This window comes from Streptomyces sp. NPDC044704, assembly GCF_056433525.1.
Map to the genome: position 1 here is coordinate 30493 of NZ_JBWKGY010000021.1, position 20919 is coordinate 51411.

Annotated in this window: 22 protein-coding genes; 5 read left to right on the forward strand and 17 right to left on the reverse strand. The window is 70.1% G+C overall.

Translation table 11 applies throughout. The annotated features are described in order from the left end of the window. Positions 1-355 precede the first annotated feature (355 nt). The 5 genes from AC07B0_RS33690 to AC07B0_RS33710 all read right to left on the reverse strand — a co-directional run bounded on the left by AC07B0_RS33690 (position 356) and on the right by AC07B0_RS33710 (position 5145). Positions 356-985: an HAD-IA family hydrolase gene (locus AC07B0_RS33690; RefSeq protein WP_469383954.1), complete on the reverse strand. Its 630-nt coding sequence runs from the start codon at positions 983-985 to the stop codon at positions 356-358. Between the two features lie 268 nt (positions 986-1253). Next, positions 1254-1772 (reverse strand): hypothetical protein, encoded by a 519-nt coding sequence (locus tag AC07B0_RS33695; protein ID WP_478899764.1) that lies wholly within the window; start codon positions 1770-1772, stop codon positions 1254-1256. A 196-nt stretch (positions 1773-1968) separates the two neighbouring features. Continuing rightward, positions 1969-2349: a DUF6009 family protein gene (locus AC07B0_RS33700; RefSeq protein WP_356882773.1), complete on the reverse strand. Its 381-nt coding sequence runs from the start codon at positions 2347-2349 to the stop codon at positions 1969-1971. Between the two features lie 163 nt (positions 2350-2512). Beyond that, complete coding sequence (locus AC07B0_RS33705; protein WP_469383949.1) at positions 2513-4093, reverse strand: DNA primase family protein; 1581 nt, start codon at positions 4091-4093, stop codon at positions 2513-2515. Next, entirely contained in the window at positions 4090-5145 is a 1056-nt protein-coding gene (locus tag AC07B0_RS33710) for a bifunctional DNA primase/polymerase (protein WP_478899845.1), read from the reverse strand. Before AC07B0_RS33710 ends, AC07B0_RS33705 begins: the two co-directional genes overlap by 4 nt. A 1189-nt stretch (positions 5146-6334) precedes the next feature. Between AC07B0_RS33710 and AC07B0_RS33715 the strand changes: the two genes are divergently transcribed. Then, positions 6335-6598 (forward strand): hypothetical protein, encoded by a 264-nt coding sequence (locus AC07B0_RS33715; RefSeq protein ID WP_478899765.1) that lies wholly within the window; start codon positions 6335-6337, stop codon positions 6596-6598. A gap of 184 nt (positions 6599-6782) precedes the next feature. Further along, entirely contained in the window at positions 6783-7529 is a 747-nt protein-coding gene (locus AC07B0_RS33720; RefSeq protein ID WP_478899766.1) for a zeta toxin family protein, read from the forward strand. A 64-nt stretch (positions 7530-7593) separates the two neighbouring features. On the opposite strand, the gene AC07B0_RS33725 is transcribed toward AC07B0_RS33720, so the two are convergent. From AC07B0_RS33725 to AC07B0_RS33765, 9 genes are all read right to left on the reverse strand, one after another. Next, a complete protein-coding gene (locus AC07B0_RS33725) occupies positions 7594-7992 on the reverse strand; it encodes a PIN domain-containing protein (protein WP_478899767.1) in 399 nt (132 codons plus the stop codon). Continuing rightward, complete coding sequence (locus AC07B0_RS33730) at positions 7992-8258, reverse strand: hypothetical protein (protein WP_469383941.1); 267 nt, start codon at positions 8256-8258, stop codon at positions 7992-7994. Before AC07B0_RS33730 ends, AC07B0_RS33725 begins: the two co-directional genes overlap by 1 nt. A 432-nt stretch (positions 8259-8690) precedes the next feature. Beyond that, positions 8691-9278, reverse strand: a complete 588-nt coding sequence (locus AC07B0_RS33735) for a hypothetical protein (RefSeq protein ID WP_469383939.1) — start codon at positions 9276-9278, stop codon at positions 8691-8693. Between the two features lie 20 nt (positions 9279-9298). Beyond that, a complete protein-coding gene (gene murG, locus AC07B0_RS33740; protein ID WP_356882759.1) occupies positions 9299-10474 on the reverse strand; it encodes an undecaprenyldiphospho-muramoylpentapeptide beta-N-acetylglucosaminyltransferase in 1176 nt (391 codons plus the stop codon). Positions 10475-10589: 115 nt separating this feature from the next. Beyond that, positions 10590-10841, reverse strand: coding sequence for a hypothetical protein (locus AC07B0_RS33745; protein ID WP_478899769.1), 252 nt, complete (start codon positions 10839-10841; stop codon positions 10590-10592). Next, positions 10828-11400, reverse strand: a complete 573-nt coding sequence (locus AC07B0_RS33750; RefSeq protein WP_478899771.1) for a serine hydrolase domain-containing protein — start codon at positions 11398-11400, stop codon at positions 10828-10830. Before AC07B0_RS33750 ends, AC07B0_RS33745 begins: the two co-directional genes overlap by 14 nt. Continuing rightward, positions 11291-11746: a serine hydrolase gene (locus AC07B0_RS33755; RefSeq protein WP_469383934.1), complete on the reverse strand. Its 456-nt coding sequence runs from the start codon at positions 11744-11746 to the stop codon at positions 11291-11293. The genes AC07B0_RS33750 and AC07B0_RS33755 overlap by 110 nt, the downstream gene beginning before the upstream one ends. A 28-nt stretch (positions 11747-11774) precedes the next feature. Further along, the gene (locus AC07B0_RS33760) at positions 11775-12251 is read right to left on the reverse strand and encodes a Clp protease N-terminal domain-containing protein (protein WP_478899773.1); all 477 of its coding nucleotides are present in this window, start codon (positions 12249-12251) and stop codon (positions 11775-11777) included. Continuing rightward, the gene (locus AC07B0_RS33765; protein ID WP_469383930.1) at positions 12238-12426 is read right to left on the reverse strand and encodes a hypothetical protein; all 189 of its coding nucleotides are present in this window, start codon (positions 12424-12426) and stop codon (positions 12238-12240) included. Before AC07B0_RS33765 ends, AC07B0_RS33760 begins: the two co-directional genes overlap by 14 nt. 173 nt (positions 12427-12599) lie before the next feature. On the opposite strand from AC07B0_RS33765, the gene AC07B0_RS33770 reads away from it, so the two are divergent. Next, positions 12600-13934, forward strand: coding sequence for a competence protein CoiA family protein (locus AC07B0_RS33770; protein WP_478899775.1), 1335 nt, complete (start codon positions 12600-12602; stop codon positions 13932-13934). A gap of 61 nt (positions 13935-13995) precedes the next feature. On the opposite strand, the gene ligA is transcribed toward AC07B0_RS33770, so the two are convergent. After that, entirely contained in the window at positions 13996-16071 is a 2076-nt protein-coding gene (gene ligA / locus AC07B0_RS33775; protein WP_478899846.1) for an NAD-dependent DNA ligase LigA, read from the reverse strand. A 295-nt stretch (positions 16072-16366) separates the two neighbouring features. Between ligA and AC07B0_RS33780 the strand changes: the two genes are divergently transcribed. Both AC07B0_RS33780 and AC07B0_RS33785 read left to right on the forward strand, forming a co-directional pair. Further along, the gene (locus AC07B0_RS33780) at positions 16367-16708 is read left to right on the forward strand and encodes a HopJ type III effector protein (RefSeq protein ID WP_478899777.1); all 342 of its coding nucleotides are present in this window, start codon (positions 16367-16369) and stop codon (positions 16706-16708) included. A 329-nt stretch (positions 16709-17037) separates the two neighbouring features. Beyond that, positions 17038-17307: a hypothetical protein gene (locus tag AC07B0_RS33785; RefSeq protein ID WP_469383925.1), complete on the forward strand. Its 270-nt coding sequence runs from the start codon at positions 17038-17040 to the stop codon at positions 17305-17307. Between the two features lie 36 nt (positions 17308-17343). On the opposite strand, the gene AC07B0_RS33790 is transcribed toward AC07B0_RS33785, so the two are convergent. Both AC07B0_RS33790 and AC07B0_RS33795 read right to left on the reverse strand, forming a co-directional pair. Further along, a complete protein-coding gene (locus AC07B0_RS33790) occupies positions 17344-19455 on the reverse strand; it encodes a HelD family protein (protein ID WP_478899779.1) in 2112 nt (703 codons plus the stop codon). A gap of 221 nt (positions 19456-19676) precedes the next feature. Beyond that, on the reverse strand, positions 19677-20678 hold the full coding sequence (locus AC07B0_RS33795; RefSeq protein ID WP_478899781.1) for a BtrH N-terminal domain-containing protein: 1002 nt from the start codon (positions 20676-20678) through the stop codon (positions 19677-19679). Between the last annotated feature and the right edge of the window lie 241 nt (positions 20679-20919).

The following is a 20919-nucleotide window of genomic DNA, read 5'->3' on the forward strand; positions in this document are numbered from 1 at the left end:
ACCTCGATGCATGGGGCAGAGGCAACCCGGTCGGGGCGGCATCCCTGCGCGCAGCGCTCTCGCCTCCCCCCGGGTCTCCTTGGTCCAAGACGTCCGTACCCACTGCACGGTGATGTCCACGCCGTCTCACTCTTCCCGAGGTGCTCCAAGAGGTTGTCCCGCTGGGATGGTCAGACCAGCCCTGCCCCGCCCCACGTCCGTCCGCGACCGAGCCGTCCGGCCGGCACTCGTCCAAGGGCGCCGCCCTTCCGTCCCTTGCCCCCCGCCGCCGTGCCGGCTGCGATCACCGCCGGCGCGGCGGCGGGGAAGAGCATGAGACCCAGCCCCTCCCTCGCTCAGGAGGCCGGCGGCCGGATCAGTGGCCTTCGGCCAGGGGCACCCCCAGCAGGGCCTCGAGCTGGGAGATCGTCTGCTCGGGGTCCTGCGCGTGCACCACGGCGAAGCCGAGGTCCTCTGCCGGCTTCAGGTAGCCCTCGGTGTCGTCCACGAAGACGCATTCCTCGGCGGACAGCCCCAGAAGCTTCAGCGAGACCTCGAAGATCTCCTGGTCGGGCTTCCGCATCCCGTGCTGCTCGGAGATGACCACGCTGTGATAGAGCACGTCGAGTTCGTATCCGTCGTACAGGTTCCAGGGAGAGAGCCCGACCGAGTTGGACAGGATGCCGACCCTGATTCCGGCCCGCTGTGCTGCGGCGGCCGCGTCGATCATGGCCTGCTCGGGACGCAGGTCGGCGAAGATCCTGCCCATCAGGTTGTCCGGGGCGACGCCGAGCTTGGGGGCGGCCGCCTCGTTCCATTCGGCCTGAGTGATCGCACCACGCTCCAGCGCGTTGGTGAGCCGCACGCCTTCCGGGTCCCTGTACAGCGCGCTGATGCAGGCTCCCTGCGCCAGCCCTTCGCGCTTCTCGAAGTTGAGTACCGCGGGAAGCAGCGGTGTGGTGAGCACTCCGCCGAAGTCGAGGACGAGGCCGGTACGGTCAGACATGCGGGTACTCCAGAGGTAATCGGGATTCGGGTGTCGGCCGTCGCGGCGGTGGCGAGCCCGGCTCGGCCGAGATGCGACGGATGCCATGGGGTGGCGGCTGCCAGCGCTTCAATACCAGTAGCGGCGGCCGGTCAGAGCTCGGTCAGACACGGATGTAGCACACGGGTCCAAGAGCGGACGCCTGCGACGTCCTTTTCGTTTCCGGTGCCGACCTGGCGCGCTCTGCTCCTGCCCTGCCCTGCCCGCACGCTCGCGGGCATGGCAGCGTTCACAGGGGCTGACGCATCAGGCGGTGCGGCGGCGGTGACGGCCGGTGCCCCTCCCCGCCGACGTACAGCTCGAAGGCTCCGGCAGGGGTGTCCGCCGTGAACGCGATGCGGACTTCGGCCTTGATGTGCTTGGCCTTGACGTTCCCGGCTTCCTGCGCGACTCCCACCGCCGCGACGAAGTCGTCGACACGCAGCCCGCCGCGGTTGTCGGTCGTCACGGTGAGCTGTGTCCAGCCCCCACCGGCCTCGAAGGTCTTCGGCACGCCGGTCATGGAGAGCTTGGGGCCGTTGTTGCGGTACCCCGGGCTCGCCAGCGACTTCGCGGCCGGACCCGATGCGGCCGCCTGTCCTTCTGCCGTTGCCTCGGCAGCCGCTCCTGCAGCCTGTGCTCCTGCCTGCGGGAGTGTGTCAGGGCCTGAGAGCGCGGGCTTCTCCTGAGCCATGGCCGGCGTGACGGTCAGCACCGTCGGGCCGACCACTGCGGCGGCAGCCACGACGGCCATTCGCCTGAGCTCCATGTTCGTTTTCCCCTCGATGATCCCCGGTCGCGAAGACGCGCCCGGCCCACCCCGACATCTGTTTGAACCTGCTCAGATTAGTCCGGTCGCGGGAATCGCGACCGGACTCGGCATCAGCCCGGGCAGGCCTTGGTCCCTGGGTGAAGGCGCAGCTCAGGGACGCTTTCCCGGAACGGCAGGGACTGAAGGGACTGGATCAGGCACCTGGCTCGCTGGTTGCGAGTCCGCGCTGGGAGCGCGGCGTTTTGAGGCCGACCTTGCGGGGCGCGATGGTGCGCGGGTCGACGGCCTCTCCGGGGGCGCCCTCCTTGTAGAGGCCGTGGGGTTCGGCGTCCCGGTCGTGCGGGAGGAGGTAGAAGACGCGGCGTTTTTGCAGGCCGCTGTCAGGGTCTGCCTCTGCCGTGTCGCCGAGCTCGGTGAAGCCGATCATCCGGCCGTCCCGGTAGTAGCGGGGCTTGCCGCGGCGGCGGGGGGTCTTGTCGAGGGCTTGACGTACGTAGTCGAGTTCGTCGGGGTCCTCCAGCCACACCACTTTGTCCTCGTGGGCGAGATCGCTCGGTTCGAGTAGCGAGCTCATGGCCTTCGTCCCTCCTCGGTCTTGCGTTCCTGTCCGGTCGGGCAGGCGGCCCTGTGCGCGGCAGGTTGCCGTGCGCCGGCTATGGCGAGCCGGGCGTGGGTCATGGTTTCTTCCGTCCATCGTAGGGGGCTGGGATTGCCGCGGACAGTACGCAGGGGTCGGTTCACGTGCGGGCTGCTCCGTTCGCCTCGCCCGGCGCGCTGTCCTCGGTGAGGAGAGCGAGGCCGGGGTAGAACTTCTGGCCGTTGGACCGGAGCATCTCGCTGGGTGAGGAGATGCCCGCTTCGGCGCGGATGCGGGTGGCGAACGCGCGGGTGGTGGCGGGGCGCAGGCCTTCGCCTTCCTGGCACCAGGTGCTGTAGGCGCGGTACAGGGCGCCTTGCTCGACACGCAGGTCGCAGGGTTCGTCGAGGCTGGCGGCCGTGGTGCAGCATTCGGCGAGGAAGCGGCCGATGTGGTCCTCGGTGGTGGCGTAGGCCTGGGTGGCGGTGCGGACGACGGTGGGTCCGCCGAGGGACGGCTTCGTGGCGAGGTAGGCCATGGCGCCGTGGACCATCCATTGGAGGATGCCGGGGCCTTCGTCGGCGACGAGTTCTTCGGCGAGGTTGTCGATCTTCCGGTGGTCGGGGACGACGCGGTCGAAGGGGATCAGGCGGATACGGCGCCAGAAGGCGTGGCCGCCGGTGCCGACCTCGGGCCGGTGGTTGCCGAGGAGCCAGAGTTTGTGGGTGGGTTCGAAGCTGAAGAAGTCCTGGCGCATGCGGCGTGCTTTGAGGCGGTCGCCGCCGGTGAGGAGCTTGACGCGGGCCTCGTCGAATTTGTCGTGGGGCTTGAGCTCGCTGCAGACGAACAGGCGGCGGCCGTGCAGTTCGGTCAGCTCGGTGGAGTGTTCGTTGAACTTGCCGCGTTCCATGAGGAAGCCGGGCGGGGCGACGTCGGCGTAGTCCCCGAGGATTTTGATGACCACGTCCATGAGGGCGGATTTGCCGTTGGCCCCGATGCCGTAGAGGAAGGGCAGGACCTGGCCTCCGACGTCTCCGGTGATGGAGTACCCGAGGAGCAGGTGCAGGAAGTTGATCATCTCCCTGCCCTTGTCGTCATCGCCGAACGTTTCGGTGAGGAAGCGTTCGAAGCGGGGCGTGGGCATGGCTTCGGGTGCCACGTACGTGGCGCGGGAGTGCAGGTCGCGGCGGGGGTCGGGTTTGCGCAGGTCCCCTGTGCGCAGGTCGACGACGCCGGCGGGGGTGCACAGGGCGTACTTGTCGCCGTCGAGGGTGTCGGGGTCCAGGGCGAGTTCGGGCGAGGCCTTCGCCTGGGCGAGCATGGCCTTGACCCCGGAGGTGGACATCGCCCGCTTGCGGTGCTGGTTCAGCTCGCGGTCGGTGAAGACGCCGCGCGGGTCGTGCACGGGCATGTCCTCGGCCATGTCCCCGGCGGCCCAGATCGCCGACTTCTCCCCGCCGGTGCGCTTCCACCGGTACTCGTCCCAGACGTACCAGCCCAGTCCCTCGACGTGGCGGAAGCGGTGGCTGTGCAGATGGGCGAAGAGCTTGGCGTTCCCCCGGTCGGTGAGGTTGCCCAGCAGCCCCGACTGGATGAAGTCTCCCGGCCTGAAGCCGGCGGCGAGGGCGCTCTGCTGGGCGGGCAGCTGCGGTGCGGCGGAGGGGGCGGCTTCGGCATTGAAGACGGCGAGCTGCTCGGCCGCGGCGTGCGCGTCGAACCCGGTGCTGCCTGCGCTGCTCATGAACGTCCCTTGGGATGGATCGGGCGGTTGCCGCCGGCGCGGAGTGCGGAGTCGATGACCAGCTGGTTTCTGCGGCTGTGCTCGGGTCGTGCGGCATCGGCGGCTTCGGCCAGCAGGCCTGCGCATTCGGCCTGCGTGATGTGTCCGGCGGCTGACAGGCCTCCCGCGGTGAACGCGGCGCGGTTGAGTTTTTCGGTGAACGCCGTCCCGGAGGGGGTGGTCGCGCAGGCGCGCACCTCGTCGAGGAGGGGCTTGAGGATGCGGTGGGCGTCCGAACCCTGCGGCCGGGTGCGGCGGGCAGGCTCCGGGGCGGGGACGGCTGGTGTCGTGGCGGTTGCTGTCGTGGGGGCTGGTGTCGTGGGGGTGCCGGTGTGTCCGGTGCGGATGAGTTCGGCGCTCAGCCACAGGGGCAGCGCGGCAGGTGTGCTGGAGCCGGGCAGTGCCTCGTAGGTCCCGGCGAGGGTGCGGGTTCCGGGCGCGACGATGTAGCCGCCGGTGGCCCGGACGTCGATCTGCCAGGCGAGCGCGACGCGAGGGCTGGAGCCGCTGGAGGACCGGTAGCGGGGTCCGGCACATGGCACCCGGTACCAGACGTGCAGTCCCCCGGAGGGCGTCCGTACGCGCAGGGTGGCCGTGTCGTCTGCCGGGTTCGGCTGTGAGCGGCAGGCGGCGAGGAGCGCGAGGGTGTCGAATCCGGAAGCCAGACCTTCCAGGTCGACACGGTCGTCTATGCGGATCCCGGGCAGCAGCCGCTGCCGGTCGGGCAGGACCGGCGAGTGGGCGTCGATGTCGATGACGAGGAGGCCTGCCGGGCCGCAGGAGACGCCGACGCCGAACTCCGGCTGCTGCCGCCACCACGCCTCGATCAGGGTGTGATCGGTGGTCGCTGCGTGAAAGCCGTGGCACCAGCGGCCTGCGGGGAGGCACGGGCACGTCTGCGGCTCGTGGTGCGCGGTGGCCGGGCCGCAGTTGGAGCAGTTCGCGGGCGGGGTCTTCGTCCCCGGAGCCAACGGGTGTACCGGGTAGCCGTGTGCGGCGAACCAGCGCGCCACTTTCAGGGGCTGCTCGGAGGCAGGGGCGGAGTAGGTCCGGTTGCCGGTGTGGGCTGGCACGTTCTGCTTCCTCGACAGGTTGCCTGGCTTCGTTGCTGGTTCTGAGCACGGCCTCCTTCTCCCCGGCCAGGGACTGAAGGGACCGAAGTTTCGGTATTGCGGAGCCTAGCGCAGCACTCTGACAGTGCTCTGCAGGTCGCTGGCCTCGTAGTTGTTTTTCAGTCCCTTGAGTCCCTTGGGTCCGGGGGCAGATTGGGGGTTTGCGAAGGACCTGAGGATTTGTCCCACTTGGGATTCCCGGGCGCGTCGCCCCTCCGCAGGGACCCACGGGCTCGGCTCCGATCGGCGAGCTGTGACTGCTCCCGGCCGCCCTGGCCTCCGGTCCCTGGTCCCTGCTTCCCTCTCCCCCTGGATCCCTCTCCCCCTGGACCAGGGTCCGAGACCCTCGTTCTTCGTCTTCAGTCCCTGGAGCTTCAGTCACTGCCAAACCTGCAGCTCAGGGCCGTTCTCGCTCCCCAGGCAGGGACTGAAGGGACTCAATTCTCTAGTTATGACTCAACCAGAGAACAGGCTCTTTACGCGCTCGCACATACATACGCGCACACGAAGAGTGGAAGAGTCGAAACTGAGTCCCTTCAGTCCCTGGGACTGAAGCAAGAAGGCTCTGACCTGCACTTTTAGAGAGGGACTGAACGGTGAGGGACTGAAGGGACTCTTCGGGGTGGGGGAGGTCCGATGCCAGCCGATGATGAACCAGGCTCGTAGCCCTTCAGTCCCTGAGGGACTGGGAGAGCACGGGCGGGAAGAACCAGTTCGAGGCGTGCACTTGGTGAGGCTGGTCTGAAGCGACGCCCGGCTGACCGGCCATCCAGCCATCCATCCCGGATGGGGTGCTCACAGCGATGTGGAGGCGTTCGAGAAGGTCACGGTGGCGATTGCGGACGGTCCCCGCCCACTTGGGGAGACGAGGCTCCCGTGCTGGTCTGACTCCAAGCCTCCCGGAGCAAGGCAGGGGCGGGGCTTCGGGCCGTTCCGCCACCGTCGTGGTCGGCTCGGTCGAACATGGCCGGTGGGTCAACTGGACTCTGGAAGCCGCACGTTGGCCGACCGCCGCCGCCTACGGGTGAAGGCTCCACCTATGATCATGAGCGTCGGCGGGCATCCCACCACACTGCTAGGGAGGAGTTCTGTGACCCCTGCGCCCGATCCGTTCGAGAACACCGATACCGCCATGGTCTACGACATCTTCGCCGAGACCGGCAACCAGCTCATCGGCCTCTACATGGTCCGCTCCGACACCGCCGTGGACGAGGTCGACCGCGACGAGTGGTGGAAGATGGTCCTGAAGATCAGGGACGACCGCCGAGCAGTGGATCCGCACGACCGTCAGGCCCTGTTGGAGCACATCTCCGCTTGGAAGCGGGACATCGCCGAGGTGGCGGAGACCCTGTGACTGACCCGAGCGCCTACTTCCTGACCGAAGAGCAGTTACGGTCTCGCTTCGACCAACGCGTCCGCGAGTTCGTCTTCGGCGCTTACCAGCCGCAGAACGATCCCGTTCTGGTGCTCCTGGGAGGGCAGCCCGCCGCCGGGAAGAGCTCGGCCTTGGCCACCACCGCCAGGCGGCGCCAGGGCACGTGCCGCTCACCGGGGACGAGCTGCGCCCGCTTCACCCGTCCTACCAGGAGCTCCTCACCAGGGACGCGCAGACCCGCGAGACCGCGACCGCTCAGGCCTCGGGTGCCTGGGTCAGCATGAGCATCGAGCACGCGCTCCAGAACGGCTACGGGCTGCTCCTGGAGGGCGTTTTCCGCGACCCGGCCATGACGATCAGCACGGCTGAGAGATTTACCGCCGCGGGTCGCAAGGTGGAGGTGGTCGCCCTCGCCGTGCGGGAGGAGCGGAGCAGGCTCGACGCCCTCCAGCGCTTCCTCGAAGGCGGTCGCTGGACCCCGCCGGCGCTCCAGGACCTGGCCTACCGGATGGTGCCGGAGACGCTGACTGCGGCCGAACAGAGCCCTGCCGTACATCGCATCGCCATCACCAACCGGTCCGGAGCCGACCTGTACTCCATGGAGCGAGGTCCCGATGGCCGGTGGCCCGGGGAACCGGCCGCGGCCAGGGCTCTGGATGAGGAGCGTCGGCTGCCTCTTCCACCGGAGGAAGCCGCGGACTGGCTGGCGATGCGCCAGACGGTCCTGATCCACATGGCCGCCCGCGGTGAGATGAACGAGGAGAGCCGTCCTGTCCTGCGGCGCCTGGCCCAGGACGCAGGCGCCGTCGCCTCCATGGTCTCCCCCGAACCCCGTCGTCCCGAGCAGATCGCGCACCAGGCGGAGGCACCGAGCCCACTGGTGGCTGACGGCCGCTCAGGCCATTCCTGACAGGAACCTGCTTCGCGTCGAACCTGGCCCGTCTCCCCACCGAGGATCGTCCGCCAGGAGGCGTTCAGTGATCCGGATGGACGGCCTGGACGCCGGTGCCCTCGTACAGCTCGGGCTCCAGGGTGAGGAGGTAGCGGCCGGCGGGAAAATCCGCGGAGGGGCGTGCGGCGTGGATGGCGTGGACGGCCGCCCAGGGGTGCCCGGTGCGCAGCAGTTCCGTGGCGGTCAGGGCAGCGGCGGTGTCGAACGGTTCGATCTGGATGAACCGCAGTCCGTCGATGTAGGCGAGCAGGCCGGGCCGCTCGGTGCTGCCGGCGGTCAGGGACAGTACGGGCGCGTAGAGGGTGCCCAGGCCACCGGAGGCTTGGACGTAGAACGCGGCGACGGCCTCGTTGTACGGATCCTTGGGATCGTGGAGGGCGGTGGCGGTCGTGTGGTCCAGGACGACGGCGATCGGGCCCACTACGCGGCTGCCGAGCCCTGACGGGCGCCGAGACGCTCCAGGAGGCCGCGGGCCTTCGCCTCGGCCTCCTCGCTGGGTACGGTGCCCAGTACTGAGGCGAGCTCGGCCCGGGCCTGCTCGGCGCGCTCCGCGTACTCGGCCTGGGTCGGCTGCCCCTCGGCGAGCTCCTCGACGAGCTGCCGGATCGTGGTGCCCTGCTCGCTCGCCAGCGCAGCCAGCCTGTCGCGGGTCGCCGCGCTCACCTTGATGCTCGTCTCGTCTGCCATACCTCGACTCTACCCGCAGTAGAGGAGCGGCGCAGAGGGCTTGGCGCCGACGAGTCCGTCGCGCCGGGAGTACCTGGATCCCGAGCTCATGGACCCGGCCAGCGGTACCAACGGCTGGGTGGAAGCTCGCTGCGGTTGAGCGGGCCCCGAGCGTGACCGATGGTGAGGGAGCTGGTCCGGGCTGGCCGGGGCGAGCAGCCTGTCCAAGGCTGACCTCTGAAGGAAGCCGGCCGCCACCCCTGCTCCCCCGTCGCTCGGACATGATCCGCGACGATCTGGTTCAAGCCCCATCCGGGCATGACGCAGGCCGCTCCAGGCCGGCTCGCTGAGACGGCACCTCGGCACCTCGGCACCCCGGCGGCGTCGCGGGCGACGCGTCCGTCGTCGAGGCGGCCCTGCCGGAGTGCTGCTCCTCGTCGGCGTTGGCGGGTGTCAGTTGAAGATGTCCAGGACGTCCAGCCAGGAGCCCGCGTCGTCGGTGGTGCGGCGTCGCATCGGGAGGGGATCCGGGTAGGTCTCCGCCGCGGCCCTCGCGCGGACGATGTCGGGGCCGCCGCACGCCGCGACCGCGAAGGCGCCGAAGACCTTGGCGAACGCGGCCGGGTCGCGGAACTCCACGCCGAACGCCCGGCCGTCCCGCAGCGGCACCCACACCACCCGGTCGAACCGCCTCCATTCCTGCACCGGCTGGTCGTCCGCGGTTGACCGTCCCTCCAGCCACAGCCGCGCCACGTGCAGCAGGTTCACCTTCTCCATCGGCAGCCGCTTGCGCCGTACCCGCAGTTCACGAGTGGTCAGCTCGACGCGCTGGTCCTTCTTCGGGTACCAGACGACGCCGATCCCGAACGGCACCCACAGCAGGAGCCAGATCAGCGGCCAGACCAGAGCGTCGCCCCACGACCGGATCAGCCCGCCGTCCAACAGGTACAGGGCCCCGAAGAGCAGCACCCACTTCGCCGTCATCCGCCAGAATCCGGTGCCCTGCCGGTACAGGACCCGTCGTTTCCCCGTCATCGCCATGCCCGCACGCTCCGGCCGGTTCAGGCGGATGCGGCGGACAGCACCACGTCCACGAGCCTGTCGGCCGCGTCCGGCCGCCCGTACGTCCGTGCCCGTTCCGCCATCGCCGCCCGTCGGGCGGGGTCGGTCAGGAGCGGGCCGACCGCGTTCTGGAGGGCGGGGCCGGTGACCTCGTCGAGCAGCGCGAGCGCCGCCCCCGCGTCGGCCAGGTGCCGGGCGTTGTGGGCCTGCTCGTTCCCGGCCGACGTAGCGAGCGGGATGAACACCGCGGGCTTGCCGAGCGCGGTCAGCTCCGCCAGAGTCCCGGCCCCGCTGCGCGACACCACCACGTCGGCCAGCGCCAGGACGTCCGGCAGCTCCGCCCCGAGGAACCCGGTCAGGTGGTAGCGGCCGGCGAGGACCGGGTCCAGTGCGGCGGCGGCTGACCGGAGGCCGTCCACGTTCGCCGGGCCGCACTGGTGGATCACGTTCGCGTGCGTCAGGAGCCAGGGCAGTACATCGCGGACGACATGGTTGATCTGCTGGGCGCCCTGAGCGCCGCCGGTGACGTACACGGTCGGCAGTCGCCGGTCGAAGCCGTACAGGGCCAGCGCCCCGACCGCCTTGTCCGGGTGTCCGCCCAGGACTTCCGGCCGCACCGGGTTCCCGGTGACGACCGCGCGCTCGCGCACCTCGGCGGGCAGCAGCGGCAGCGAGGACTCCGAGGACACCGCGATCCGCGTCGCGGAACTCGCGAGCTTCCGGTTCGCCAGGCCCAGCCGGACGGTCTGCTCGTGCAGGACCAGCGGAACCCGGCACAGCCGCGCGGCCAGCCCGGCCGGCACGGCGACGTATCCGCCCGTTGCGAGGACCACGTCCGGCTGGAACTCGGACACGATCGACCGGGCCTGGGCCACGCCGAGCGGCACCCGCGCCATGTCCTTCACGTTCGCGGCGGACAACATCTTGAGGGGGTTCGACGAACGTCGGATCTTCCCCGTGGCCACCGTCTTGAACGCGATCCCCTCCGCCGGGGCTACACGCGCTTCGAGACCGTCCGCGGTGCCGATCCACAGGACGTCCAGCGTGGCGCCCGCGGCCGCGAGACGGCCTTGCAGGGTACGGATCGCCGTCAGGGCCGGGTAAGTGTGGCCGCCCGTGCCTCCGCCCGTGACGAGCAGCCGGAACGAACGCGGGAGTGCGGGGGAAGTGTTCACCCACTCAGCCTACTGGCTGCCCAGCCGCTCACTCGAAAGTGCGCCGGATGACAGAACGCACGTCCGATGCTCGTGGTGCTTGCCTCGCTCGTACGGTCCCTCGCCGGCACGGTCCCTAGCTCCGGCGGCAGAACTTCGTCTGGAGGAGATCGGTGAAGAGGGCGATGGGGTCGTCCCAGTCGCCGTCGCTCCAGTCGCCGTTGACGTTGGTGGTGACCGTCTGCTCGCCGTCGCGAGCGCCGTAGGCGTAGGACCACGATCCGAAGAGCGCACCGCCCATGCCCCAGACCGTTTCCCCGCAGGGCAGTCTCACCGAGGAGACGCCGAGGCCGTAGGCGGCGTCGGGAATCCAGTCACGGGTGGTCACGGTGGCGAACATGTCGCGTTGTTGGTCCGGTGGCAGGATTCGGCCCCCGAGCAGGGCGCCGAAGAACCGGTTGAGGTCCCCCGGCGGTGGAGATCATGCCGCCGGCCGCCCAGAACATGGACGGGTCGAGCTCGGTCGCGTCGTGGACCGGCGCGCCGGGGTCCGTCCGGAACAGCTTCGTGTAGTGCCGGGAGTGCGGCCCGCGGATCGTCGGGTCGCTGCCGTGCGGCAGGTACGTACCGGCCAGGCCGAGCGGGCGGGAGATCCGCTCCGTGATCTCCTCGGCGAGCGCGCGGCCGGTGACCCGCTCGATGATCATGCCGGCGAGGACGTAGTTGGTGTTGGAGTACGCCCAGCCCGAACCCGGCGTGAACGTGGGCGGATGGGACATCGCGATCTGCACCAGCGCCTCGGGCGGGTGCGTCTCGCGACGGTTCAGTGCTTCCTGGTCATCGGTGTAGTTGAAGATCCCGCTGGTGTGGTTGAGCAGCGTCCTGACGGTCGCCCCTGCACCGTCGTGGTGACGGCCGTGGACCACGCCCGGCAGCCACTGTTCCACGGTGTCGTCCCGGCTCAGCCTGCCTTTCCGCCACCAGCTGCATCACGACGGTGGCCACGAACGTCTTGGTGATGCTGCCGATGCGGAACCGGTCCTGCTGTGAACGCCTGCGGCCGGTTCGGGTGTCGGCGACTCCTGCGGACCCGAACCACTGCTGGCCGCCGTCGCGAACCTCGGCGAGAATCCCGGGAAGGCCGCCGTGCGTCACGGCCCGCTGGAGTAGGTACTGGACCGCCTCGTAGCGCTCGGCCCCTGCGGTCGGCGCGGATTCAGGGGCCACGCCCCCTGCTTCGGCCGGTTCGGCTCCCGGTCGGCCGTTGTCCGCACGAGTGGTGTGCCGGTGCATGTGGTCCTCCTCGCATCCCGGTGTTCGGTCACTGCTCCTGGCTGGTGAGCGTCTGCCGTACGCGGTCCGCCAGCTCGGCCTGATCGACCCCCGCCAGGGCGAGGGCGCGGGGCACGGTACCGACTTGAGCCTGCAGGATCCCGAGCAGCAGGTGCGCTGACCGCAGGTCCTTCTTGCGGGCGGAGGCGAAGCTCCGATCCAGGGCGAGTCTGGCGGACGCACCCATCTTGGGCTGGTGGGAGGCGTGGCTCGGCCTGGGAAGGGCATAGGCGGCCGGAGACACTCCAACCACGCTGAGGCTGTGCTCGAATTCGCGGTCCAGTGCCTCGCGGACAGCAGCGCGATCCAGCCCGGCCGAGGCCAGGGCCTGCTGTGCGGTGGACCCCTGATCGGCGGCGAGCGACAGCAGAAGATGGTGCGCGTCGATCGTCGCTGACCCGTCACCCCGGGCTTCGTCCATCGCCCGCACGATGACCGCATGCAGGTACTGGTCAAACGCGCTCATCGCCGCGCCTCCTCAGCTTGACTCCGGCGGCGATGAGCCGCTCGGCGTGCTTCGTGTGGACGGCTTGGCGGGTGACACCGAGCGCCTCGGAGACCTGCGGCCAGCTCCAGCCCGCCCGCATGGCCTGCTCGACGACGGCGTCCTCCAGTTGATCGGCAAGACGCCGCAACGCCACAACAGCCGCCAGGGCGTCAGCGCGTCCAGGGGGGAAGGGTGGCGGAAGGTGACACCCCTACCGCGAACGGCGTAGCAGCCTGTCCCGTCCGGGGTACTTCTTGTCAGACCGGGTCTCTGCCGTCCGTCGCGGACGAGGGTCCGCCGCGCAACGAAGGAGAGAAGGAGAGAGCGATGGTGTTCGTCGGGGTGCACGGAGAATGGGGGCGGATCGACGCCACCCAGGCCGACCTTGGATGCGGACGGGCCCGGGAGAGCATCTACAAGGCCACCCCTCCCGCACCCCTGACCTGCTACGAATGCGCCTGGCGGCTGCACCTGGTCCACAAGACGCACGGCGCGTACGACCTGTGGTTCCTGCGCCATGCCGGCAACGCCCCGCATTGTGAGGCGCGGCTCGCGGGCGAAGGCATGGCCCACCACCTCCTCAAGCTCGACCTCGCCCATCACGCCCGCGCGGCCGGGTGGAGTGCCGAGTACGAAGTCGCCGCCCCGGACGGCTCCTGGCGCGCGGACGTGATGGCCACTTCCCCGGACGGCAGCCGCCGCGTGGCCCTGGAGGCGCAGATGGCGGCCATCCCCATCACCGACATCGAGGCCCGCACCGACCGGTACCGTGCCGCCGGCGTCGAGGTGTGCTGGTTCACCGACCGCAAGACCGTCCCCTGGCTCGACCACGTGCCCTCCGTGCGGATCGCCCGGCCGGACGACGGCGGACCCGTCCAGATCACTGCCGGAGCCGCCCGCTTCGTACCCGAGTGGTGCGAGGACCGGGCCGACTGCGGCCTGTGTGAGTGCGAGGACTGCGGCCCGGGAATCGACGGACCGCTGCCCTGCGGCGGCCACGGCACATGGACGACGGCCGACCCCTTCCCGCTGGACCGCTTCGTTGCCGCCATCTGCGCGGACACCACCCGCCCGCACCGCCTGCGGGCCAAGGGGCGGGGCGATGACGGGACATGGCGGTGGACAACCCGCTCGTACCTCGAAGGTGAGGAAGAACAGGTCCGGGCGACGGCCCGGAGAGAGCAGGTCATCGACCGGCTGACCGCCGTGCAGCGGCGCCGGCGCGAAGCGCGGAAGGCCGCCGAGCAGGAACACTTGGCGGCGATAGAGGCATTGCTCCAACGCCAGAAGGCGTTGGTCAAGCCGGTGGTGGAGTTCGTCTACCACGAGGCCGGTGCGTACCCCGGTGTTGCCCGCGAGAGCAGTCCCGAGTACGCCATGGGCGTGCCCGTGTACCTGCGCGGCAAGCCGTACGCGGTCATCTGCCCGGTGGCGAGCCGCGTGCCCGCCCTGCGTAACCGCCTCGCCCCGCTCGTCCTCTTCGCCGCCTCCGAGCGGGAACGCGGCCGCATCGCCGCCCAGGCCGCCCCCGGGCAGCGCGTCGAAGTCATCGCCGTCGATCTCCCCCCGACTCCCCCACCCGCGGTTTCTCAGCCGCGGGATCAAGGCGGCCGCACCATCAGGCATACCGTGAGCCGGATGGTCGGCCTCGACCGGATGTGAGACCCCCGCGCCACCGGCTTCTCCGGGGCGACGCCGGACAGGGCCAGAGGGCCGGCGGGCACTAGGGGGTGGGGAGGAAACCGGCGACCAGGACGGCGAATTCCTCGGGGTCGAGGATGCGGATGCCCAGTTCCCCGGCCTTGGTGCGCTTGGAGCCGGCCTTCTCGCCCGCCACCACGAGGGTGGTGCGCTTGGACACCGACGACGACGCCTTTCCGCCGGCCCGCTCGATCAGCTCGTTCATCTCGTTCCGGGACAACACCGCGAGGGGGCCGGTCATGGAGCCGGTCACCACGACGGCCTGCCCGGCCAGCGGGCCGCCCGCCGAGTCCTCGACGCCGGTCGCGGCGGTCGCTCCGTCTCCTTCGGTCGCAGCAGTCGCGGGCTTCTGCGGCTCGGTGACCTGCGTGCCGACCTGCTGGGCCTGGAGTCTGTCGAGGAGCGGGGCGAGTTCGACGAGTTCGGCCGCGATGACGCGGGCCTTCTCCGTGCCGATGCCGTCGACCCCGGCCAGCGTGTCCGCGTCGGCGGCGCGGATGGCCGCCATCGAGCCGAAGTACGCGGCGATCCGGCGGGACATCGTGCGCCCGGTGCCGCGGACACCGAGGGCGCAGAACACGCGGCTCAACGCGGCCCCGCGGGCGGTCTCGATCGCGGACAGGAGGTTGGCGGCGCTGGTCTCACCCATCCGCTCCAGACCGAGGAGCTGCTCGCGGGTCAGCGTGAACAGGTCGGCGACGTCCTTGACCAGACCGGCTTCCACCAGCTGGATCGCGCGCGTGCCGCCGAGACCTTCGATGTCGAGCTGGTCCCGGCCGGCCGCGTAGATCACCGAGGCCACGGCCTGACAGCTCCGGCCGCGCACGCACCGCCACCGCTGCTCGGAGGTGTCGATCGCGTCGCCACAGCGGGGGCACGCCTCGGGGAAGACGATCGGGCTCTCGGCGCCGGTGCGCTGGTCGGCCAGCGGTGCCTCGACCCGGGGGATCACGTCACCGGCCCGGTACACGAACACCTGGTCCCCGATCATGAGCCCGCGGCGGGTGATGTCGGACGGATTGTGAAGCGTGGCGTAGGTGACCGTCACCCCGTCGATGACCACCGGCTCCAGGACGGCGCGCGGGGCGATGATCCCGGTCCGGCCGACGTTCCACTCCACCGCCAGCAGGCGCGTCACCTTGTGTTCGGCCGCCAGTTTCCGGGCCACCGCCCACCTCGGGGCGCGCGATCCGTTGCCGGCCTGCCGCTGGTCCTCGGCCGAGTCGGCTTTGACGACGACACCGTCGATCCCGAACGGCAGGGCTCCGCGCAGACCGGCGATCACGTCGATGCGTTCCTGCACCTGCTCCACGGTCTCGCAGCGCATGGGGGCGGCGGCCGTGCTGGCGGCCGTGTTCGCGCCGAGCGCGGCCAGGGTCTCCAGCAGGGCGAAGTGACCGAGGTCGTCCAGGCCGATCGCGCTGTAGGCGAAGAAGGTCAACTCGATCCGGTAGGGGCGGTCCTTGGCCCGTAGCGTGCCGGCCGCTCCGCTGCGGGGGTGCGCGAAGGCCGTGGCCTCGTGGGCGAGCCGGATCCGGTTGGCCTCCTCGAACTGCGCGGTCGTCAGCAGCACCTCGCCGCGCAATTCGACGTCGATCGGCTGGGTGAGTACCGGCGGCAGACCGAGGACGGCTTCGGCGGCGTGGGTGATGTCCTCACCGGCCGAGCCGTCGCCGCGGGTGAGGACCTGAACGAGCCGGCCACCCCGGTACCGGGCGGCCACCGCGAGGCCGTCGAGCTTCGGCTCCACGCACCACCCGGCCACGGGGTGCCCGAGACGCCGTTCCAGCCCTGCGGCCCACTCGGCGAGCTCGTCGGCGTCGAAGACGTTGTCGAGGGAGAGCATCGGCACCGAGTGGGGCACGTCGCCCTGCACGGCCCCGCCCGCCACCTTCCCGGTCGGCGACTCGGCGAGCACCTCGTCCGGGTGGGTCTCCTCGTAGGCCGCGATGGCGCGCAGCAGCCCGTCGTACTCGTCGTCACCGAGCGGGGTGGTCCCGTCGCCGTAGTACGCGGCCGATGCCGCCACGGCGGTGGTCACGGCCTCCACGTAGGCGGCAGGAGAGAGGAGGGCACTGTTTTCGGTCATGAACGTCATCATGCTGCCCGGCACTGACAACGCCACCGCCCGACCCCGCCTTGCCGCGGCAGGCGGCCGACCCGACTGCGGCACCGGGCGGGGACGGCGTCAGCCTGCCGGTCAGCGCCGCCCTCGCGGCCGATCGCCCGGACCGGGACCGGCTCTCGGCGGATCGCCCAGTCACACCTCGTGACCTGCGCAGATGCCGCTCGTCTCGATGTGTGGCGCCCTTCTCACCGGCAGGCCACGAGGGGGTATCTTCGTCCGGTCACGGACGGCAACCGGAACGTCCGCTCAACCCAGGGGAACCCACATGACTGAACTGAACTCGCTGCGGACAAGCCTCGCGTCCGGTGAGCACGAGTTCGCCGACACGTTGGCCTTCGTCGCCGCGCACTACGCCTACCAGCCGCAGGCGTTCCGCAACGGGGACCTGGACAATGCCGCAGGGGAGAACGAAGGTTCCTGCAAGACCCTGGGACTGGCCCTGCTGGAAGGGCTGAGCGACCAAGAGGCGCTGCTGGCATTCGGTGAGCACTACCGCAGCGTGCTGGCGACGCCGAACGGCACGGATCACGCCAACATCCGCAACCTCATGACCCATGGCCTGGCCGGGGTGCGCTTCGCCGGGGAGCCGTTGACCCGCGAGAACTGAACGGCGGAACCCCCAGCGGCGGCGCGCAGTCAGGCTCGGGCTCGCGACCGGTCATGTCACAGCTGGCCGCCCATAGACGTGCCGCGGTCGTGGTGTCGGCGAGGTTCGCCCAGAGGGATTCGACCCTGGGTGTGCCGCGCAGCCCGAACCGTCGGGGGCCCACATCTGAAGCGGACGTTTCCGCTGCCCCGACGCTTCGGACCGTACTCAAGGCAGCGATTCCAGCGAGCCGATGGAGCCTGGAGGGGCGTCGCAGCAGCAGTCGGTGAGCTGGAGGCAGAGGTCTCTACCCTGAAGGAACGGGGATAGTACTGATGGAGGGGCAACGGGTGAACCGGGCAGAGGTTACTGACGTTTTCGTCTTCGCCAAGGGGGACAGTGCGGTTTACATCGATCCCGTCGACGGGGATTTCAAGGCGGGCGATCACGTACGCATCATTCGCAAGGGAATCGAAGCGGCCGAGGCCGTCATTTTCCCGCGCGACGGCAGTGTGAGTGCCGCGGGCAAAACCGGCCGGCGGCCACACGTACTCGTGAAGGGGTTCGCCTGCGTCGTCGGGGATGTTCTTGAGCGGATTGACCGGCGGAGTACCGACTGAGCCGGCGCACCCGCATTCCGCAATCCGTGAGCGGCCTCAGAGCAACGCCGGCTCCGGACCGCGCCGGATCCGGCTGACCTGCTCCAGCGGCGCGGAGGCCCGGGCGGTGATGGTGCAGAGGCGCTTGGTGGCCCGGGTCAGGGCTACGTACAAGTCCCTCTCCCCACCGGGGCGGGCCGTGATGATCTCCTCGGGGTTCATGACGACGACCCCGTCGAATTCCAGGCCGCGCGCTTCGGACGCCGGCACGATACGTGCGTGGCCGGCGACGCCTCGGGCCGTCAGCTCGCTCACCCTGGCGTCCGCGCAGATCACTCCCAGGAGCTCGCCCGGGTGCGCGGCGCTCTGGGCGCGGAGTTCCCGGACGACGGCGGTGACCAACCCGTCCGGAGGTGCGGTCACGGTACGAGGGGGCTCACCGCTGCGCAGTGACCGGGTGGGCCTCTGGTCCGGAGCGATCCGCGTGAGCAGGTCCCGGACGCTGTCCAGGATCTCCTGCGTGGTGCGGTAGCTGACGGTCAGGTGGTGCAGTCGGAACCGCGGTCCGACGTGGGGGCTCAGCGCTTCCTTCCAGTCGCGTGCGGTCGCGACCGGGCCCGCCTGGGCGAAGTCACCCACCAGCGTCATCGCCTTCGCCGGGCAGCGGCGGACGATCATCCGCCACTGCATGGCGGTCAGTTCCTGCGCCTCGTCGACGACGACGTGCCCGTACGTCCGCTCGGGCGGCCCGTCTACCAGGCTCGCCGCCTCGTCCAGCAACGGCACGTCGGCATCGGTCCACGGCTCGTCCGGGCCGCGCAGCAGAAGGGACCGCTCCTGCGTGGTCAGGCGGGGCAGGTGCTCGGCGAGAGCGCCGGCGTTCGTCAGGAGCGCGTTGACGAGGTCACCGGGTACCAGCCGCGGCCACAACGCCTCGACCGCTCGGTCGACGCCGGGGTCGTCGAGGAGGTCGGCTCGGATGGCGTCCAGGTCCAGTTCGTGGGCCGGACCCGGGCCGGCCGCACCTTCGGCACGGCGCTGGGCCGCTCCCGTGAACCGGTCGAGGTTGATGCCCGTCGCCCTTTCGGTGTCGGCGTCGATCTGCTCCAGGAGGTCGCCCATGTCTCGTCGCATCGTGTCGGTGACGGCGTCGACGAGGAGCTCCCTGAACACCTGGCGCGCGGGGTTGTGCCCCGGTACGGCCGCCACGGCGGCGTCGCGTGCCGTGGCGACTTCCTCGCCGGACAGGTGCACCCGTTCCTGTCCGACCCGCACCGTGAACTCACCGGCGGGGGCTTGGTGGGCTCGCATCAGGCCGGCCAGGGCGTCGGCGAGGTCGGAGCTGCCCTTGAGACGCGCCGTGTCGAACGGGTCCAACGCGTGCGCGTCCGAGTCCGAGTCCGTGTCCGTGGGCACTCCGGCTCCGGCCAGTTCCCGGCAGGTCGCCAGGACGACGTCGTTCTCTCCGAGCGAGGGAAGGACCTGGGAGATGTAGTCGAGGAACCGGGCGTTCGGCCCCACGACCAGGACACCCTCCTCCGCGGCGCGCGGGAACGCGTACAGGACGTAGGCCGCCCGGTGCAGGGCGACCACCGTCTTGCCGGTGCCGGGCCCGCCCTGCACCACGGTCACCCCGCGGTGGGCGGAGCGGACGATCTCGTCCTGCTCGGCCTGCAGCGTCGCGACGGCCGCGTGCATCCTGCCCGTACGCCGGGCCGACAGGGCCTCGGTCAACGGGCCGTCCCCCACGACGTCCTCGTCGGTCGGGGCGGTCCCGTCCAGCAGTTCGTCGCTCACCGAGACGACCGTGCGCTCCTCAAGCCGCAGGTGCCGGCGCCGCCGCAGGCCCATCGGGTGGACGGGTGTCGCCTCGTAGAAGGGCCGCGCCGCGTTCGCGCGCCAGTCCACGAGCAGAGGCAGGTCGTCCTCCTCCGTGTGCAGTCCGATCCGCCCGATGCGCAGGGCCGTGCCATCCGTCCGGTCGATGCGCCCGAAGACCAGGCCCTTCTCGGCGCCCTCCAGCCGGCCGATTTCCTTGGCCAGACGCTCGGCGGCGATTTCCCTCTCGTATGCCTCACCGGCGCTTTCCGCCGGCGCCTTCAGCACACTCGCCCGGTGTACTCGCGCCTCGGAAATCCGCTCGGTGAGCAACTCGTATAAGGAGGACACATAATCCCGCTCCGATTCAACCGCACGCGCGGCGGGATCATTCATCTTCGACAACAGGGGCTCCTTCGATTCGAGCCACACCATACGGTCGAATTTCCCCGAAGGTAAGTCTTGACTTACTTGGCAGGCCATGGCCGCCTTACGGTTCAATTCAGGACGCCTGACCGTATGGAGTCCCCTGCATTCCGCCGCTCCCCCGTTCCGCACACGTACCGGAGGTGTCACGCTTGGGTCTTGCTGCCCAGGCAGCTCAGCGCCTGCATGGCCTCGGCCTCGATACGTGAGAGGTCGCCGAGAATTGAGCCGGCCTGGACGAGGAACTGCCCATCTCCCGATTCGCCGGCCCTCGCGATCATTGCCGCTGCTTCCGTCCACAGGGCGGCTGCCTCGGCGTACAGCCCGTGGCCGGTGCGCAGGTGGCTGTCGTCCAGCAGGTCGGCGCATTCGGCGAGGAAGTCACGGTAGAGGTTGCGGAACAGGGCGCCGCCGGTGCCGGCCTTCTCCATCAGCAGAGCGGCCTGGGGCAGGTCTCGCTGTGGATCGTCGGTGCGCTGGAGCCATGCGGGTACCAGCTTGGCGGCCTTCGCGATGCCGCGGTGACCGACGTTGGCGATGGGCGGGTGGAGGAAGGCGTCGGCGCAGGCGGTGATGGCGGGGACGATCTGTCCGTGCGGGGTGGGCAGGCCTCTCGGGGCGGTGACGGTGAACGACCGGTGCCTGGCGGTCATCGGACCGCGCGCCGCCCTGGCCTGCGCGAGGCTGGTCAGGCTGGTGGATACCGCTCCGCCTTGCGGGTCGGTGTCCACCAGGTAGGCGGCGTGCTCGTCATAGCCGTACATGGCGACGACGTGGCCGCCGAAGTGAACCTTCGAACCAAAGTAGTCCAGGTAGTAGCTGTCGAGCTGGAGTCCGACGGGGTGGCCGGCATCAACGGCGGCCGCCACCCTGTCCCACGCCTTGCGCGGGGACGTGGTCTCCTGGACTTGGAGCTCCAGCCCGAGCCGGGTGGTCAGGTTCCTGGTGAGTTCGAAGGGCTTGACCCGTCCCCCGAGGAAGGGGAAGCCCATGTTCTTGCTGTCCCAGTAGATGAAGGACAGACCGGAGCCGAGGCCGAACAGCATGGGCTCGGACAGATCGAGTCCTTGGTGCCGCAGCAGCACCCCCAGGACCGTCGTCTCGCAGTGCTGCGTGCCGCGGGCGTCGATGCCTACTATCTTGGTCATGCCCTGCTCTCCTGGGTGGGGACGATCAGGCGGCGCTCTGTCCGCCAGAACGGACTTTGGCTCAACTCGTGTGGTGCCGGCCCGAAGCCAGAGCGGCGGCAAGCCGCGCCCCCGGGTCGCCGGCGACGTGATGGACGGACCTGCCGGCCGGCCAGGTCGAGATTCCTGCGTAATGGACCGTCGGAACCACCAGCGTGTGACCCGGCGCCAGCGGGTCCAGCGGGGTAAAGGCACAGGCCAC

Bases quoted from the DNA above. Each gene is read 5' to 3' on its own strand.
- AC07B0_RS33690 (WP_469383954.1), bottom strand. From the start codon at position 985: ATGTCTGACCGTACCGGCCTCGTCCTCGACTTCGGCGGAGTGCTCACC.
- AC07B0_RS33695 (WP_478899764.1), bottom strand. From the start codon at position 1,772: ATGGAGCTCAGGCGAATGGCCGTCGTGGCTGCCGCCGCAGTGGTCGGC.
- AC07B0_RS33700 (WP_356882773.1), bottom strand. From the start codon at position 2,349: ATGAGCTCGCTACTCGAACCGAGCGATCTCGCCCACGAGGACAAAGTG.
- AC07B0_RS33705 (WP_469383949.1), bottom strand. From the start codon at position 4,093: ATGAGCAGCGCAGGCAGCACCGGGTTCGACGCGCACGCCGCGGCCGAG.
- AC07B0_RS33730 (WP_469383941.1), bottom strand. From the start codon at position 8,258: ATGGCAGACGAGACGAGCATCAAGGTGAGCGCGGCGACCCGCGACAGG.
- AC07B0_RS33735 (WP_469383939.1), bottom strand. From the start codon at position 9,278: ATGGCGATGACGGGGAAACGACGGGTCCTGTACCGGCAGGGCACCGGA.
- AC07B0_RS33755 (WP_469383934.1), bottom strand. From the start codon at position 11,746: ATGCACCGGCACACCACTCGTGCGGACAACGGCCGACCGGGAGCCGAA.
- AC07B0_RS33760 (WP_478899773.1), bottom strand. From the start codon at position 12,251: ATGAGCGCGTTTGACCAGTACCTGCATGCGGTCATCGTGCGGGCGATG.
- AC07B0_RS33770 (WP_478899775.1), top strand. From the start codon at position 12,600: ATGGTGTTCGTCGGGGTGCACGGAGAATGGGGGCGGATCGACGCCACC.
- ligA (WP_478899846.1), bottom strand. From the start codon at position 16,071: ATGACGTTCATGACCGAAAACAGTGCCCTCCTCTCTCCTGCCGCCTAC.
- AC07B0_RS33780 (WP_478899777.1), top strand. From the start codon at position 16,367: ATGACTGAACTGAACTCGCTGCGGACAAGCCTCGCGTCCGGTGAGCAC.
- AC07B0_RS33795 (WP_478899781.1), bottom strand. From the start codon at position 20,678: ATGACCAAGATAGTAGGCATCGACGCCCGCGGCACGCAGCACTGCGAG.